Annotated in this window: 1 protein-coding gene; it reads right to left on the minus strand. The window is 57.5% G+C overall.

Translation table 11 applies throughout. The features are described from left to right. Nucleotides 1-529 (minus strand): immunoglobulin-like domain-containing protein (locus tag IAE36_RS23475; protein WP_328822878.1); only part of this gene is annotated, 529 nt, incomplete at both ends.

A 529-nucleotide genomic window follows, 5' to 3' on the forward strand; every position in this document is an offset into this window, starting at 1 on the left:
CGCATGCTCATACGAAGCACTGGTTTGGCCGGCCTTGATGGTGACCTGAGCATTGTTGCTCAGGGTCACGACCAGGTCATGAGCCAGTGCAGTGTTCACATGGACGGTGAAGGTTGGTTTGACGTTTTCCGCGACCGAAGTCTGGTCAGCGGTAATGGTCACCTGCACCAGATCGCCCTGGTTACCGGTGCCTGGAGTGCCCGAGCCTGATTCGTCAGTGACGGTGGTGCTGACCGGCGTCTTGTCGAGCGTCAGTTGTTCAAACTTCCAGACATCCGCACCGCTTACCGATTCGATGGCGTTCTGCACTGGCGGGTTAGCGCCGACATACACGTTATCCGGCGCTGTCGCGGTTGCCGAACCCACGGTGCTGTTTGCCGGAACCACGACTGTAGTGCCGTCTTTAAGATGGAAATACAGTTCGGCGTGGCTGTTGATCGGCAAGCCATCTTTGTTGGTCAGCGTCACGGTGTAGGTAATGTCGCCACCTTCGGTGACCGACGAAGTCGCGGTCAACTTGGCGACTACT

The organism is Pseudomonas sp. S36, from assembly GCF_016647875.1.
Classification (GTDB): Bacteria; Pseudomonadota; Gammaproteobacteria; order Pseudomonadales; family Pseudomonadaceae; genus Aquipseudomonas; species Aquipseudomonas parafulva.